17 protein-coding genes are annotated in these 14,753 nt (G+C 60.9%); 8 read left to right on the top strand and 9 right to left on the bottom strand.

All coding sequences use genetic code 11. From position 1 onward, the window contains the following. The first annotated feature begins 154 nt into the window (after window positions 1-154). The 4 genes from PWP93_RS35260 to PWP93_RS35275 all read left to right on the top strand — a co-directional run bounded on the left by PWP93_RS35260 (window position 155) and on the right by PWP93_RS35275 (window position 3,842). The gene (locus PWP93_RS35260) at window positions 155-319 is read left to right on the top strand and encodes an FmdB family zinc ribbon protein (RefSeq protein WP_175198492.1); all 165 of its coding nucleotides are present in this window, start codon (window positions 155-157) and stop codon (window positions 317-319) included. Between the two features lie 448 nt (window positions 320-767). Beyond that, complete coding sequence (locus tag PWP93_RS35265) at window positions 768-1,049, top strand: type II toxin-antitoxin system ParD family antitoxin (RefSeq protein WP_421048148.1); 282 nt, start codon at window positions 768-770, stop codon at window positions 1,047-1,049. Next, window positions 1,036-1,335, top strand: coding sequence for a type II toxin-antitoxin system RelE/ParE family toxin (locus PWP93_RS35270; RefSeq protein ID WP_421048149.1), 300 nt, complete (start codon window positions 1,036-1,038; stop codon window positions 1,333-1,335). Before PWP93_RS35265 ends, PWP93_RS35270 begins: the two co-directional genes overlap by 14 nt. A 1,130-nt stretch (window positions 1,336-2,465) precedes the next feature. Continuing rightward, window positions 2,466-3,842, top strand: a complete 1,377-nt coding sequence (locus tag PWP93_RS35275) for a hypothetical protein (protein WP_421048150.1) — start codon at window positions 2,466-2,468, stop codon at window positions 3,840-3,842. Between the two features lie 248 nt (window positions 3,843-4,090). On the opposite strand, the gene PWP93_RS35280 is transcribed toward PWP93_RS35275, so the two are convergent. Continuing rightward, window positions 4,091-4,411 carry a hypothetical protein gene (locus tag PWP93_RS35280; protein WP_421048151.1) on the bottom strand — a complete coding sequence of 107 codons (321 nt, stop codon included), beginning with the start codon at window positions 4,409-4,411 and terminating at the stop codon, window positions 4,091-4,093. Between the two features lie 699 nt (window positions 4,412-5,110). Here PWP93_RS35280 and PWP93_RS35285 point away from each other — a divergent pair. Together PWP93_RS35285 and PWP93_RS35290 are read left to right on the top strand one after the other, a co-directional pair. After that, window positions 5,111-5,587: a hypothetical protein gene (locus tag PWP93_RS35285; protein WP_421048152.1), complete on the top strand. Its 477-nt coding sequence runs from the start codon at window positions 5,111-5,113 to the stop codon at window positions 5,585-5,587. Window positions 5,588-5,936: 349 nt separating this feature from the next. After that, window positions 5,937-6,128, top strand: coding sequence for a hypothetical protein (locus PWP93_RS35290; RefSeq protein WP_213309070.1), 192 nt, complete (start codon window positions 5,937-5,939; stop codon window positions 6,126-6,128). A 62-nt stretch (window positions 6,129-6,190) separates the two neighbouring features. Here the strand turns inward: PWP93_RS35290 and PWP93_RS35295 are convergent, their stop codons facing one another. Both PWP93_RS35295 and PWP93_RS35300 read right to left on the bottom strand, forming a co-directional pair. After that, entirely contained in the window at window positions 6,191-6,430 is a 240-nt protein-coding gene (locus PWP93_RS35295; RefSeq protein ID WP_421045103.1) for a hypothetical protein, read from the bottom strand. Window positions 6,431-6,704: 274 nt separating this feature from the next. Beyond that, window positions 6,705-7,307 (bottom strand): H-NS histone family protein, encoded by a 603-nt coding sequence (locus PWP93_RS35300; protein ID WP_421045104.1) that lies wholly within the window; start codon window positions 7,305-7,307, stop codon window positions 6,705-6,707. A 621-nt stretch (window positions 7,308-7,928) separates the two neighbouring features. Between PWP93_RS35300 and PWP93_RS35305 the strand changes: the two genes are divergently transcribed. Next, window positions 7,929-8,270, top strand: a complete 342-nt coding sequence (locus PWP93_RS35305; RefSeq protein ID WP_421048153.1) for an H-NS family nucleoid-associated regulatory protein — start codon at window positions 7,929-7,931, stop codon at window positions 8,268-8,270. A gap of 312 nt (window positions 8,271-8,582) precedes the next feature. Continuing rightward, complete coding sequence (locus PWP93_RS35310) at window positions 8,583-8,897, top strand: helicase (protein WP_421048154.1); 315 nt, start codon at window positions 8,583-8,585, stop codon at window positions 8,895-8,897. Between the two features lie 293 nt (window positions 8,898-9,190). Here the strand turns inward: PWP93_RS35310 and PWP93_RS35315 are convergent, their stop codons facing one another. The 6 genes from PWP93_RS35315 to PWP93_RS35340 form a co-directional block, all read right to left on the bottom strand. Continuing rightward, on the bottom strand, window positions 9,191-9,661 hold the full coding sequence (locus tag PWP93_RS35315; RefSeq protein ID WP_213309318.1) for an RES family NAD+ phosphorylase: 471 nt from the start codon (window positions 9,659-9,661) through the stop codon (window positions 9,191-9,193). Then, window positions 9,658-10,113, bottom strand: coding sequence for a type II toxin-antitoxin system Xre/ParS family antitoxin (gene parS / locus PWP93_RS35320; RefSeq protein ID WP_213309073.1), 456 nt, complete (start codon window positions 10,111-10,113; stop codon window positions 9,658-9,660). Before parS ends, PWP93_RS35315 begins: the two co-directional genes overlap by 4 nt. Window positions 10,114-10,447: 334 nt before the next feature. Then, window positions 10,448-10,714, bottom strand: a complete 267-nt coding sequence (locus tag PWP93_RS35325) for a hypothetical protein (protein WP_421048155.1) — start codon at window positions 10,712-10,714, stop codon at window positions 10,448-10,450. A gap of 132 nt (window positions 10,715-10,846) precedes the next feature. Beyond that, window positions 10,847-11,047 carry a DUF7673 family protein gene (locus PWP93_RS35330; protein WP_213309075.1) on the bottom strand — a complete coding sequence of 67 codons (201 nt, stop codon included), beginning with the start codon at window positions 11,045-11,047 and terminating at the stop codon, window positions 10,847-10,849. A 253-nt stretch (window positions 11,048-11,300) separates the two neighbouring features. Next, window positions 11,301-14,321, bottom strand: coding sequence for an LPD7 domain-containing protein (locus tag PWP93_RS35335; protein ID WP_421048156.1), 3,021 nt, complete (start codon window positions 14,319-14,321; stop codon window positions 11,301-11,303). Window position 14,322: 1 nt separating this feature from the next. Next, window positions 14,323-14,724, bottom strand: a complete 402-nt coding sequence (locus PWP93_RS35340) for a plasmid mobilization protein (RefSeq protein WP_421048157.1) — start codon at window positions 14,722-14,724, stop codon at window positions 14,323-14,325. Window positions 14,725-14,753: the final 29 nt, after the last annotated feature.

A 14,753-nucleotide genomic window follows, 5' to 3' on the forward strand; every position in this document is an offset into this window, starting at 1 on the left:
GGCGATACCCGGGGTTGCCCGCGCCGAATACGCTGAGCGCGGCGCGAGATGCGTACGCGGGCGTTTTCTGCATTTTTCTGCACCAGAATCGGTTATGCCGTCGTAGACAGTACCGGGCTAGCACGAGGTGCGGAATTCTCGTTGGAGGAATGCCATGCCGACTTACCAGTACAAATGCGAGAAGTGCGGTGAGATGTTCGAACATGCTGAGCATCTTGCTGAACACGAAACCGCTCATCCGCCTTGTCCGAAGTGCGGAAGCGAGAAGGTCCAGCACATACCCACACCATTTGTGGCGAAAACATCCAGAAAGAGCTGAAATCTGTCTGACCGAGCGAAGGCATCATCCGGCCAACTTGAGTCGTCCACCAGACGGCCCACTCTGACATTCGAATGTCAGTGGCAGCCCACAGCGGCCACCCAATCGACATCTCAAGTTGCAGTCTCTGGCTGCGCTTGGGAACGGCACCGCAGTAAGGTATCGTGTCAGTCGCATTGCACGTCATCAGCCCTTCGTCAGAGTGACTGACGGCATCGACCTGCGGGGTCAACCCCGCGCGAATCGCATGCTGATGACGATCGGCGACAGGCCCATCGAGGCCACCACGACAACATATTGAGGGTGGGCCGGCCCACGGTCGGCGGGGTTGCGAGCATTGAGTGGGTCGGAATGATCATGATATGGCACTAAAATCTGTGCTTTCTTGCCAAAAACGAGCAAACATTGTATAAAGATTGAACAAAGATTGCTCTGTTTTGGGGGTGTCATGAATATCAACTTCGCGCCAGTCGACGAAAGCTTCATCAAGCGAAGCGTGGAAGGCGGGCTGTATAGCAACGCAAATGAGCTGGTTCGCGACGCCGTCCGCCGCTTGCGCGAAAGCGAGGAGCGCCATGTCGAACTGTTGGCCGCCCTCCAGCTGGGTGAAGACGACATTGCGCAGGGCCGCACCAAAACCTATTCGAAGGGCCTAATGCAAGCGGTTCGAGAGCGGGCCGCAGGCCGCGCAGCCTCGGGTGAGAAGCCGAAGTCTGATGCCACTCCCTGAGTATCGGCTAGAGCTCGCCGCCCAGGCCGAGCACGACATCGAGGACATCCTTGTCTATACGCTCCTGACCTGGGGCGAGCGGCAGATGCGCGATTACAGCGATCTGTTGGACAACTGCCTTGCGACCATTCAGGCCAATCCCAACATCGGACACACCCATGATCTCGACTCCTACAAATGCCTCCAGGCGGGGAGCCATTTGATCTTCTACAGGATCGAAAAAAACACGGTTTTCGTCGTGCGTGTCCTGCATTGCCGGATGGATGTGCCGCGTCATCTGGAATGACCCGCGGTTTTCCCGGGAAACGGCTTGAAGGGTGGGTGCCATTCAAGAAAGCTCCCGGGCGCCTGCGGCAGCTGTGCGTCATAGTTCAGCGGGTGAAACCATCTACGTCCATTCGTCAGCGTGCGAGTGGCGACGTTCGGGCGTCGCTTACGTTCAAAACACAGCCGTTCAAACGCCCGCCGTTGCGTTGCGTCTGTCGTTCCGCAATTTACGGATGCATTTCTAGCGGGTTATTGACCACTTCGATGAGATGGCCTGTCGGTGTCGGCTTCATCAACAGGACGTCCCACAAGCGTTCGCCTGAGTGAGGCGGCTGCGCGGCTGAAAGCATGACAACAGGAATGGCCGCCGTCGCTTTCTTCCAGAAGTATGCGGAGTGGGCGTAGGGTCTTCCGGTCATCGTCAACTAGAAGAATCGTGTTCACGATGGCGGGGCTTGTTGAGGGAGCGGAATGAACCGTAGAGCAAATGTCATTTCTGGCCATCAGATTCATTTGCCCTGGTATGCTGACAAAGTGCGGCCCACGGAAAACGGCCCCGACGGTTCGGCCGGCTCAATTCGATGGATAGCAAAGGCACAGCACTAACGCTGAGCGATTACAGCGTACTACTTGAAACCTTGCGACTGGGTGTGACAGACCATCGCGACGACGAAAGCGCGAGTATTCGCCGTGACTTTTCGAATCACCGAAAACTGAAAATCCTCCCCAGTGACTTGGCAGACGAAGCACGTTGCACTCGTAAATGCTCGAGTGTTCGAGCTGCCGGTCGACGGCGGCCAGCGTGATGGGCAGGTCAGTAGAGCCCTCGCTCCATTCGCCGAAGCGCCGATTCCTGTGATAATCAGGATGCCGCGCCCTGCCTTGAAAGGGTTATCGCCTTGCCGTCATCACCGTTGACCACGGCACCGGGTTCATCGCGGGTCCATGAATGGTTACCTGAAATTCCTGTGTTATTTAATTCGTTATCCTATTTATTCAATACCCGTTCATGGAGAACCGGTACTTCAAGGAGCCCGCCGCCCTCACCCGGGCGTACATTTACGCGTCATGGTGCGAAAAACGCATCAAATACCAGCATCGCCGCGTCTATAATCAAACCATTCCAACGATCGCATGGAGCCCTACGTTATGAATCAAGCCCGCGGGCGATATGCGGGATTCCGCGACAGCGGCCAACGCTTGGCTCGCCACGAAAAGAAGTCTCAGCCCAACCGGCCGAGACAACCGTATGTGAAGGCGCCTGCCCAGGACTCCGCCCAGACCGCCTCCATTTTCAAGACACGATCGTTCCAGTTTCTCGTCGACGCAGTGGGCGCGGAAAATATCGCCATTGCGCTTGAATCCAGCATGACGCGCGTGGCCGAACTGCTGAAGGGCGAAAGGTTCACACCCGAGACTGCCTTTCACATCGAAACCACGCTCGGGTTGCCACAAGGTTTTTTTGACCAGCCCAATCCTGGGCTCGCAGCCGAGACCATCGCCCGGCTGAAGGCACCGCTCGACTTCATTCAACCCGACGACGAACCAGACGGAGAGTCCGAAGCACTCGAGCCGGCTTCTGCCCTGACCGTCGACCCGCAACACTCTCTTGAAGACAGTTTGTCCGAGGAAGCACAAATGCCCAGGAAAGCAACTGGCCGGACGCCCAAAGCCGTCAAGACCCGTCCGGGCGAAGCGGCCGGACAGCCCGAAGCCCATACGCCTCAAAAAGCTTCGCGTTCGAACCGCGGGACGTCGCCTGAAACGGCCCAACAGCAGTCACTGGCACTCAACGATGGCGCCGACGTAGAAAACATCCGGCGCGCGAACCTCCACGTTCTCACGAGTCGAAACGGATCGAAAGCAAGACTGGGTGTGGTTATGGAGTTGAGTGGCTCCAACATGGCCCACCGGCTGCATGGCAAGAAGCGCATGGACGCTGTCGAAGCCAACCGGTTCACGGAGCGACTGGGATTGCCATCCGGCTGGCTGGACACCCCGCGCTCCGAAGCCGATATTCCAGCGTCGGTGTCGCATATGCTTGCGCCTGCTGCGCGTGGACGCGCATCCGCTCAACAGCTCGAATCGCTTGCGCCCGCAACAAACGATGACATGACAGCGAAGACCGCCGGTACGAAGGCGCGTGCACGGCGCACGCGGGCCGCCGATCCAGCAAACCCCTCACCGGTTTCGGCGAAAGTCGCAGGACAGCAAGCGGCGATCGTTGCCAGCGCGCAAGATCATGTAAATGGCTTTCCCGACGACCTGGCCGGTCGCCTGCCTGAAGAAGGTGGTGACGGGGCCCCGGCAGCTACACCGGCAACCCCGGAGTCGTTCGCGGCGTCCGCCGTACCGCAGCGAACCCCGGCAGCGCTCGCGCGCGCTTCCGTGACGAGCCTGGACAATCTGCACGGTATTGAGCCGATAGCGGAAGCCTTGATCAAGACGCTGGCCGGCAAGGCACGCACGGGTCGCCTGGACGAACTGAAAGCGCTGGAACTGCTGCAGCGGGCGATCCTGCTATAAGCCGGTAGTCGCGTGCCAGGCCCCTCGCGTCATGACGCATCAAGCGCATCGAGGTGACCGGGTCCCGGTACGTAAAGAAATGCGCCATGTCAGGTCGACTTGCCACCGACCTGCATCGCCGGGCTGACCGGAGAGGTCAATCATCTGACGCTGCCGGAGACCGCGGAAACTGGATTTTCTCCCGGATTTTCCTGGGCATACTAAACAGCGTGTGCCACGCTATTCGCGGCGCGGAGTTCGCCTGCCGTTCAATGGAGTCTGGACGTGTGACGACGGCGGGCCGTTGCCAGAAGCGGATTCTCGTCGGCTTCGGCGTCGCCCTTTGGCGCACCGCCATCCGCAATGACGACGTGGACGTCCTGCTCGAAGGCATCTTGCAGACAGCTACGCGCGCGTGCAACGCATTCATCTGCCGGCGCATCGCCCGCACTCGCGGCAGCGTGGGCGATCGCTTTCGCGGCCAGGCCAAATGCGGCGGCGATCTCTTCCCACGTCAGTCCGGTCGTCATCGCTTCCTGCACGAGCTTGCCCGCGACAGCACCAATCTTCGCTCTTAGTTGATCGTTCATCTGTTTTTGCTTCCACAATCCTTGCGCCGCGGACCTGCGGCATCACGCGCCCTGTTTCCGCTGGTCTGGCGGATGCGTCACAGGCGACTACGGCTACCAGGACGGCTATTCTAGCGCCTGCTCAACGCTCACAACTCACCGGGTCCGTTGTTCCCATGCCGGCTGAACAGCGGAATCGCTCCCGCGTAGCATTACTGGAAGGACATCGCGGGCGATACGGTCCGCGACGCCATCTGACGGGCCGAAGCGCGTTTCAAGGTGAACCAGCCCATCTTTCCCGCGTGTCTTCAAGGACCTCAACCGAGCCGGTATTGCGCCTCCCATCGTGAACGTCAGTTCGCTGACAGACTCCGGCTCCTTCTGCTCAATCAGCGCGAGGAAGGCACGGTGGTTTTCTTCCTGACCCGTGCCAGGGCAACAATGCCCCTCTGCCTGCTCCGACTTTGCAGCCGTTCGTGGGGACTGTCGTCAACACAGGAAAGCGGAGGCCGCCGTCAGGCGCTTGCTGGCGTCGCGGCGTGCGGACAGTTAGTCGCGTTTATAGGCGGTTTCGCAACAAGGCAGCATCGCGGCATCGAAAGGCAACCACACAGAAAACGCAACGACCCGCGATACAGGGACAAATTTTGACGGGTGCTCTTGCCCTGCGGTGAAGCGTCCCAATATGCGAACCCGAAATCCATTCGCCCGCTGTCGAACATGCCAAACAAGAACTACCGTTCCCCGCGTCGTCCGTCTGCCAGTGCGCCTGCAAAATCGCTCTTTCTGCCCATGCCCTGCAAGAAATCCTCGGATCTTGCGCTGCGTGCACGGATTGCGCTCGAGCGTCTGCGCAATGGAGAAGCGGACCGCTCGCTGGTCAATCTCCTCTCGCAGATCATCATCATCACGAGCTTCATCACCCGGGCCGGACACGGGCAGCTCGATATCTCGGACATCGAACGCGCTGAGCGTGGCCTCGGAGAGGTGCTCAATCAGGCAGACCACACTGGCGTCTGGAATGTGCCTGAATCGTTGACTGACGGTCTCACCGCCGTTGTCAATGAATACGACCGCGCGCTCAGCGTGACCCGAATGGAGATCGTAGTGAGGGCGAGTGATTACCTCGGAAAGCTGGTGGGTAGGGTCGCGCATGACACCCGCACCAACGACAGTCATCTCCAGGTTGCACAATAACGTCGTCAATGCGCCCCGTCGCGCATTCGCACATCAGTCTGCTCATGCGCATTAAAGGCTGTCGGTGAACAAGGACGGGCGGACGTGAGAGAGGCTCACGCGAACGTCATACGGTTATTCTGGCACCTGATGGTAACCGGCTCCCATGGACGGGCACCAAAACGCCGGGCTTGCATCACAGGGAAAGCGAGTCGCCGGCGGTACAGCCTGCGATGGTCGGCAAAAGCGCGCAAGCGCTCACAACAGAACAACGACAGGTGTATCGCGCGCTACACTGAGTCCATAACCCTGCATAGCCCTGTGCACATTGCATGCGCTCCCGGCAACCACATCTCCGAAAGATAAAAGCATGGACATCCGCGTTGCGTACGAACATAGTCTCGCCACGGCGCCGGAGGACTTCATCGTTCAGGTGCCTTCGCAGCTCGTGACCGATATCCCCGCGAACGTGCCGCGCGCGCTGCTGCCGGAGTTCATCGCGAACCTGATCGTCGAACGCTCACCGGCAATCGGAAAGATTCGCAATCTCAGAATTCTCTAGCGGGCTTTTTTCAGCGGTGATGCCTGGGTGTCGACAGGCGTTGTGCCCAGCCCCCTGAAAACTCAGAAGAGGCTCTGTTGCCGGATATCGCGTGCTGGAGGCAATGACGGTTTCTGGCGTCGCGCGCCCGTGCGCCGGCGAACAACACGGCGTACATGGGCGATCAGCTCGAAGCTTCCGTTCGCAAAACTGAGCGTGAGCCTGAATTGCGTCAGCCCATCCGGTCCGATACCGGGCTGCGCCCGCAGCGATGCACGCATGTCGAGCCGACGGCAACGGTCCACGAGCTGCGCGCGGCTCATCCCCGGCCATGCGAGCGAGATCAGCCGACCAACCGCCGGAGGAACCGACTCGGGTGGACAGTCAACTGGCAACGCGAGAGATACGAGCGCGAAACGATAAGCCATTCGGTTGACGGCGCGCGGCGCTGTGTCCGCACTTCCTCACGCAGAAAAATGGCGCCGCTCTCAGCAAGGCGACGCGCGAAGGGACCTGAGTAATCAGTCGTAGCGGGCCGCGAATGCGGCGTGGCCAGCATGTCACTCCGCCAGCGACGACTGGATTGCCCGTTAGCCGTTACGCTGCTGCGACTTCAGGCGTGGCAGCAGCCTCAACTGCGGCCGGTGCCTTTCTGGCTGCGACCTTGCGCGGCGCCGAAGCCTTTTTCGCGGGTGCTGCGACCTTGCGCCCACGCACACCCTTTGCCGGAGCCGCTGCTGCACGGCCAGCCTTTTTAGTGGCGACTGCCGTCTTCGCCGCCTTTTTAGCCACGACACGCTTTGCGCCAGCCTTCTTCGCAGGCGCTGCCTTTGCGTCGGCAGTCCTGGCCGTTGCCGCAGCTTCAATCAGGAATTTCGAACGATCCTTGACGTCGCGAATCCAGAGCGGCGCCAGACCACGGCCCGACCACGTCGCACCCGTTTTCGGATCCGCGTATTTCGGCGCAACGTGATGTACGGCCGCACCTGGGGCTTTTGCTGCCGCCTTTGCCAGCGTCGTCCCAGGTTTGCGACCGCGTCGTTTTGCAACAAATCCTTCGATATCAGCGACAGTCAGTCCGTGCTTTTGCATCAGGTCACGGATTTTCGTCAGGCCCACCGACGACTGCTTTTCAGCAATCGTGGCCGCCTGTTTTTGCAGCTTTGCAATTTTCAAGTTGATTGCGTCCAAAGTAGCCATATTCCAATCCTCCCTGTGAGTTTTTCGACCAGGCGATCCTGAAACTTACCTGGCTTGTTTGCCAGGCACTTCGAAGTTCGGTCTGCCCGTCAGAATTGACGCGATCGTCGCGGTCGTGATTATGACTTTATCAGTACGCCCGTGCAAATTGAAAGCGCAGCGCGCAATGGTTCGAATGTCACGGGAGTTCGGGAATAGAGCACTCCCGATGTTGCCTGTGCGTCCTGCAACGCTGTCTTTTTCGTTTGAATGCTAATTCCGCCACAAGAAAACCAACTCTCTATTATCCAGACATGTACCCGGCATCGTTGGTCGGGGAGGTATGGGTTCCGCGTCAGCGATGCGCCCGTTCGTACCGCACGATGAACCGCGAGCGCAACAAAAGAAGACTCAATGTGTGCAAGCAAACCTGGTGTCGCACATGGGTTGATTTATACTGCTCTCATACCGGTCGCCAGTCGCGGCGCCTCACCTGCGCCGCTCCCAGCAAAATATGGTTTAAACATGCTCCACCCTCTTCGCTGCCCCGGCATGGGGAGCGCTGGGTCGCGTGGCATCCTGGCGGCACGCGATTTGCAATCACCTGCCCAACGACAGACTGTCGCGCTGAGAATACACCAGATGGATGAGAGAAAACGCGAAAGCATCGTGGCCTATCTGAGGCGACGAATGGCTGAATTTGAAATTCAACCGGAAGACATTGCGTCGTCAATTGCGGCCGATCAGGAGCGTTTGCGGGCAGTGCGTTTCCGCGACGCTTCCGGCAACACATGGGATGGCAAAGGTGCTCCGCCACAATGGGTAGTCCAGGCGATCAGCGCTGGACAGTCTCTTGAGCATTTCGCAATTGACGGCGCGTCGAATCGCGACGCGGGCGGACGCACCGGCGCCGACTGGCGCAATGACCCGTTTGCCGGCACCAGACTGGCAACTGTCAAGACGGAGAGCGTTGGGGCGGCCTGAGAGCGCAATGAAAGCAGCAACCAGCCCCCGTCGAACACAGGGTTTCAGGTCGTCAAGCGACGCCTGGCGTCCAGTCGCCGCAACAGACCCTGACGGCCGCCCCGCCACTCAGACAGGATCTCCAGATTGTAGTGAGCATCCGCGCACGATCGGCCTCGCACCACGCAACGTTTGTCGCTTTGTTCGGCGTCGCTAATCCGGCCAGATCTCTACGGGCACCGGCCTGCTCCCAAGGTTTGAAATCGCCCGAAGAAGTCAGGCAGGTCACGAATTTGCCACTGCTAGAATGGCTGCCTTTTTCAGGAGAGGCAAATGTCCTGGTTCATCTACGAAGTGCCCGAATACAACGAAGACGGGGCGCGCATCGAACCCTTCAACGACCTGCGTAGCCGTGTCCTGAAAGTAAGTGGGCAGGCTATGGCTGACGAACTGGAAAGCGTCCGCGAGAACGCCGCAACGACGGCGGATACGCCCACGCGCCCGCTGCGTGCCGCAGAGAATCCTCACGTATTCCCGATTCCCTATTCCGACTCCATGATCCTGATCGGGTTTATCTTCGAACTGGAACGCGAGTCCAGACAACTGGTGGTGTCACCCGTGGAAATGCCCTGGCTCAAGGACGCGTAGAAGGCGAGACGATCGAATCCGTTCCAAAGCTGAGAAGCAGACGACCCTCCAGGCAGCGACCTCCTGCTAAAGCGCGTCTTCGATGAAGGCCGGCATCTGCCGATGTGTCCGGTTCAATTCTCTGCGCAGTGCGGAGACATTTGCTTCACCCCTGAAAACTTCGACGACATGCACGCAGTAACGCAACTGCCGGACGAAGGAGCCGCACAGAGCGTTTGTGCCGTCCCTCCGGTTACGATGCGTCCTGCGCCAGGATAGCCGGGACGAGGTTCACTCGCGTCAGATGATCGAGATTACCTGTCGCCCAGGATTGCCCGGATCCTCGGATCGTATGGCACTTTCAGCGCCTCCGCGATCGCCGCTGAGGCAGCGCCGGGATGAAGAGGATTGAAAAGATAGTTGTACGAACGAGGAAGTATTGCACTCGGAACCTTGAGGAGCAGCTCCTGCCCTCCCGCCAGCCATTCGCTGCCGGCGGCCTGTGTCCAGTCCGCGTTCTCGCGCCAGTCATCAGGGATGACGTTCGCCGTGAGTTCCGCAATCGCAACATCCCCGGCAATTTCCACGCACAGCAGTTGATAGTTATCTGGCAACGCCTGCGGCGACCCGAATTCGTGGTGCACCATCGTCTCAAGCAGCGCGAGCGCGGGGTTTTCCGCGAGATAGACGACCGGCTGCCCCCGGTGATGCCACCGGCCAGGCGCCCGCAATCCGCCGATTCCCCGAAGGTCCGCGTAGTTACTGATCCTCCAGAACTCCATCAGGCGAAGTATCCCTCATCGATCTGAACCATGGCATCCTCAACAAGCCGTGCACCATGCTCGGTTGCCGCCATCTCAAGCGGCGTTTTCCCGGCAAATCGCTTCTTTCTGCCGCGGAGCCAGCTCATGGCCTTTTCCGGGTTTCCGAACACCGTCTCGGCCTGTGCAACGATCCTGGCGAGGCGGATGGCCTTGTCCGACTCGTCGGTCGAGAGCCGCTCGCCATTCTGACGACGATGCGAGAGCGTCCGACGGGGAATGATGAAGAGCAGCTCGTCGGCCTTGAGCCCATGCTCGCCTAGACGGTCGATCACGTCCACGCCGACGCGCTCGGTCGCCAGCGCGGCAAGATCGTTCCCGGACCGGATGTGGGCCTGGAGCAGATCGCCCAGCAGCGAGAATTCGGTATGGCGCGGGTTGACGCGCCCAGTGGGTCGGTATTCAACAGTGGCCATGGCCCCTCCGCGCAAAATGCCCAAACACTGAAGGCATTTTGCCATAAATCGGGATGTCCTGCTGAGCCGCGGCTACACGCGGGTCTCGCAGACTCTGCCGGGGGACTGATCGTGCCCCAACGAACAGCCCCGGTCGCCATCTGTAGCATCCAATCCGCCGATCGGCGCAGAAACGTAAAATCGGACGCCATCAACGCCAGGATAGGCGCAAGACACGGGAGCGCGCGCAAAGTACACCAATGGCCATCAAGCTATGCGACGGTGGTGAGCCCCTGGCGCGCGGCTGCCCAAAGTGGAATGGTTGAATGGTCATGGTCGCTCGCGGCGACCACGATCAGCCCCGTACTTCAGATGCGCAGCGCAGAGCGCATGAATGCGCTGGACGACCGGCGAACGGCAATCGAGGAACCAGCCGGTCTTCAGATTGAACAGCTTGTGGAGATCCGGATCGTCCCGCGGAAACGGACGGCCACTTTCCTGCCGGACCGATCAGGTGATCGGTGCGCAGCCACGTGCCCTCACGCGCGAAGGCAAAGAGCTGACCGACCACGAGAAAGCACAGCAGCTCGACACGGGCTTCATCGTCAAGGGATCCCGACATGCGTGCACTCCATCGTGTGACTCACCGGCTGGCATGTTCTGGCGTGCGATCAGCCCGCTAGCCGCGCTGCCGGCTGCAGACACGCCTCATGGCCCGGCAACGTGAATCTTCGGGACCGGGTCTTCCGATGCCTCACGCGCTGACGAGCTCCGGCCGCCACTCCCGCACAATGGCTTCGAACTGTGGGCCGTAGCCCAGTGTATCCGGGTATTGATACACACGCGACGCCAGGCGGAACACCGCGATGACTTCATCGACGATGTCGTCGTCGAGGCCCCAGGCCGTTGTCAGGTCGTAGGCACCACACGCGAATGGCTTCCACCAGGCTAGCAAAAATCAGCAATACTCCGGCTGACTCTCAGGCGGCAAGCAACAAACGGCGTTGGTCGCCGACCGTAGGCGTGGCCTGCATCCGGGCGCTGTCCATCCAGCGGGACATCACTGCGGAGCGATGCGCAATGGTATTGGAAACGGCGCGCTCGCAGGCATTGACGCGCGCTCCGTAATCCCAGGCTATCGATTCCACTGAGACGAGCCAGTCGAACGCCCTGAGCTCTCCAGAAAATGGGCTGTGGCCGATCGAGCATCAGAGGGTCGGCTTACCGTCGTCGGAGGGCTTCGGCCAATCCGGTGCCGGTCGATCGGGTTGCGGCTGTGGCAGTGGATCGGCGGGTGGGCGGGCACCGGGTGTGCCGAGCACGTCCTGCACCTGCTGGTCGACGCGCGCGTGGCGATACTGGTCCATCGCCCGGTTCAGTCGCTCGTCGCTGAACTGCACGCTCAGCCCGGCGTCCACGGCCACCCTCGCGGCCGCCAACTGGTGCGCGTCGTCGCCAGTCAGTTCGAGCGTGCGGCCGAACTTGCCCTGCGCGAGCCGCAGCCCGGTTTCGATGACGGACCGCTCCGCCTGCAGCACCTGAACACTGGTGCCACGATCACGAACAATGTCGCGGCCATCATACCGATAGGTGACGTGGCCACGTTCGTTGACCGACCAGGACAGACCAGGCGAGCGGAAAATGATCGCGTTGTATTCGTCCTGTGCGTGACGCTGCGGCGTGTTCGGCCGGATCACATTGAAGGCTTCGCCGCCGGGGTCGGCATTGACCTCGACCGCACCCGATACACGCTCCGGGCCCGCAGTGCGTTGCAACTCCTCGAGCGCGCGCTCATCGCCCTGCTCCGCCCGCGTGCGCAGCCAGCCGGAAAAGCTCGGGCCGCCTGCGGCTCCGAATTTTTCCTTGAGTGCCGCCCGCTCGCGTGCGATCGACTCCCGCAGCGCGTCGTCGCGGCCCAGCTGCTCCGCGCGTGCAAGTGACGTCGCCGCGCGTCGGCCAGCCGGTGTGAGTCGCACATCCTGCCGGATTTCCGCGCGCCTGGCGTCGAACGCTGCGCGGATCTCAGCGCGGCGCCACTGTTCATTTGCGCGCTGTGTGAGCCACGCATCGCTACGGGCCACGACATGCGCTTCGCGCGCGACCGAGTATTCACGCCAAAGTGCCGCGCGCGGCAGCTCGCGCGGAGCCGGAGCCGGCTCACCGGCCTGCTGTCGCTCATACACTGCGCGGAGCAATGGTGCGGCTTCACGCCACGACAGATTCAGTTCTTTAGTCAGGAAGTCCGACACGTTGAGATTGCGCGAGCCCGCGCGGATGCGATCGGCGCCGTCGCGGCCCGTCGTGACCGCATATTTCGCGGGCCGCACGCCGTGCGTGTGCGACAGTTCGGCAAGCAGGCGACGGGCGTCAAGACCCTGGCGAATCTCACGAAACTCGGTGTGCTGACTACCTGACTCATCACGCTGCCGAAGCTCGCGCGCGAGTTGCGAGACCACACTGTCCGAGACGCGGCCAGTGTGCCGCGGTGTGGCATACGTGGCGTCGTCGGTGCGAGAGCGGCGCGACCGGTACGGTGGAGCATCAACCGCGAATGCGTGCGGCGTCCGCAGGATTGGCCCGCTTGCCTCGAACCCGAACGACGCGTCGATCGAGTCGAACCGGCCTGGAAACGCGTCTCGCCGGTTGCCGGAAAACCAGCCTGGCGGCGACATGCCGGATGGTGTCCGTGCCGGATGCGGCTGCATCATTGGCAGGCTGTCGAACGGATCGCCGAACGCATAGTGCCTCTCAAGCGCACGGTTGTACGCGTCCAGCCCGCTGACTGAGGGGGCTGCGTGCCCTACTCGTTGCGCGGCAGGCTCTCCATCGCGATCTGCAGCCCGTCGCAGGCCGTGCGCGGATACGGCGCCGTCTGGCTCCAGCTGGTGAAACGCATGATGCGGCAATAGCACTGCAGATCGATGTCCGATGCCGTCCACAGGGCGGCCGGGCACGTTTCGCACAGCGTCGAAGGGTTCGGGCGCCGCGTGCGCCCCACCTGGGATAAGGTCAAACTCGGCATCGAGGCCGCCGTATCCATCATCGAAGGGTTCGGGCGCGTCGAGTTCTGATTCGCGCGCGCCTGTCCCGTCGACTGCGTCGGGCGACTGGGCGCCGAATTCAAATGCGCGTCCGCTTCTGTGAAGGTGTCCGTCGAGGCCTGGGAGGGAGTCGTCTGCTCGTTCATGATGTGCCTTCAGATGTTGTGCGTAAAAGCCGCGTTCAAGATCCACAAGCATCAGCTCGCGGTCGTGGGGAGAGGATTCCTGATAACGCTGGTACTGACGGCTACCGCTGTTGAGATACTTCACTTCGCGCGCGCGGGTCGCGTACCACTCATCCAGCACGGCCGCTATGTGCGCTGGTGTGCGTCTGGGCGCAACACCCGCCTCATAACGGTCGGCCGCATCTGCCGACAGCGCATGCAGCTTTTCGGCGGTCGGCAGTACGATGAATTCAGGCGTGAAGACGTATTCCTTGAGGTTCACGCCCTTGTCGGCGCCGGCCGGCTTCACATTCGGATAAGCGCTGTCGAGACCGGTATTGCGCATGCGCACGGCACCGTGCTCGTGCAGCAGCGCCATGAAATCCGCATGGGTCTCGATCTGGCGATCCAGCACCGCGTCGAGAATCTGCTCCTTCAGCTCGCGACTGTTCGCACGGAACAGGTCGCCACGGTAGCGGCTGATCATTTCTGATGCGTCGGTCAGCTGCGTGCGCCGGTTGTCTTTCGGACTCGCAAGGCCATACTGCGCGTTGACATGCTCCTGGAACGCGTCGATGAAGCTCAGGTTGGAGCGCACGTAGCCAAGCGGTTCCAGGTGCCTTTCAGCCAGCAGGTTCCAGCGCGGAATGACGATGTGGATGTGCGCCTTGCGCTCAACCAGTTCGCCAGTCCGCTGGTCCACATAGCTCTTGATCCGGGGCAGGTGTGCCTCGGCATAGAAGCTGTATTCGTCCGGGCGGTAAGCGTGCAGCGCGAACGCCTCGAACTCCCGGACGATCTGAAACAGCGTTTCCCGGGCGACGTGATCCTCCTTGAAGGAGAGCGTGATAGACAAGTAACGTTCGACACCGGGTGCGGCGTTGATCGACTGGATCACTGCGTCGGTCAGGTCGAGATCACCGGCGAGCACCACGCGCTCATCAAGGTCATCACGATCCAGGTCGCGACCAACCTTGCGGCCTTCCTCGAGGTACTGCTTCACGCCGTCGTGACGGCCGTCCACTCTAATCAACACGATGAAGATGGGCCTTCAGCAGTTGCGTGATCAACTCCAGTTCGTCGACCAGGGCGACGAACGTGGATTCGGATAGCTGGCCAGCCACGCGCGCCGTATTCGCCACGTGGACCAGCTGGTTGAGGTTGTTGCCGGTCTTGTTGATCACGTACATGATCCGTTGTCGCTCAACGGACGCGGGTGGGCGCGCGACGATCTGCGTGCGGTTCGTCAGGATGCATTCGCGCAAAAAAACAGACGGACTCATGCCGGAACGTTCGACCTTTTCGTTGAAGACCTGCCATTGCTCGTCGGTGAGCCGCGTGCTGACGGGTCTGCCGAGCGCTTTCTGCGCTTTTTTACGACCGCGGCGTGCGGGTTCAGTCAGTGCGTGAGGTTCGTTTGTGCTCATGGCGAAACTGATCCGTAGCGGTGGATTGA

The sequence above is a fragment of the Paraburkholderia sp. A1RI-2L genome, assembly GCF_048957375.1.
Taxonomy (GTDB): domain Bacteria; phylum Pseudomonadota; class Gammaproteobacteria; order Burkholderiales; family Burkholderiaceae; genus Paraburkholderia.